This is a genomic window from Leyella stercorea (genome assembly GCF_021531655.1).
The window spans coordinates 1-526 of the sequence record NZ_JADYUF010000120.1 but is presented as its reverse complement, the minus strand read 5'-3'; the positions used below and the strand labels follow the sequence as shown (position 1 = coordinate 526).

Here is a 526-nt window from a genome sequence, read left to right as displayed (position 1 = left end):
GGCAACACGAATGTGCGTTTTCATCAGGCAGACACCCATAAGAGATTCTTCGCTCTTCTGGAATCCCAGAACATCCGTGTAAATCGCTTCAGGGCAGACTGCGGTTCCTGCTCGAAGGAAATCGTCAGTGAGATAGAGAAGCATTGCAAACATTTCTACATCCGTGCCAACCGATGCAGTTCGCTCTACAATGACATCTTTGCTCTGAGAGGATGGAAGACGGAGGAGATTAACGGCATCCAGTTCGAACTCAATTCCATTCTCGTTGAGAAATGGGAAGGCAAGTGCTATCGTCTTGTCATCCAGAGACAAAGACGCAACAGTGGCGACCTTGACCTGTGGGAAGGCGAATACACTTACCGTTGTATTCTGACCAACGATTACAAGTCATCGACAAGGGACATTGTTGAATTCTACAATCTGCGTGGCGGCAAGGAACGTATCTTTGACGACATGAACAACGGATTCGGTTGGAGCAGGCTCCCCAAGTCATTCATGGCGGAGAATACTGTCTTTCTTCTGCTTA

General features: G+C 47.9%; 1 pseudogene. It reads left to right on the top strand.

What is annotated here, in order from left to right:
- Positions 1 to 526, top strand: a pseudogene (locus I6E49_RS14290) (IS1380-like element IS612 family transposase); the annotation flags it as partial.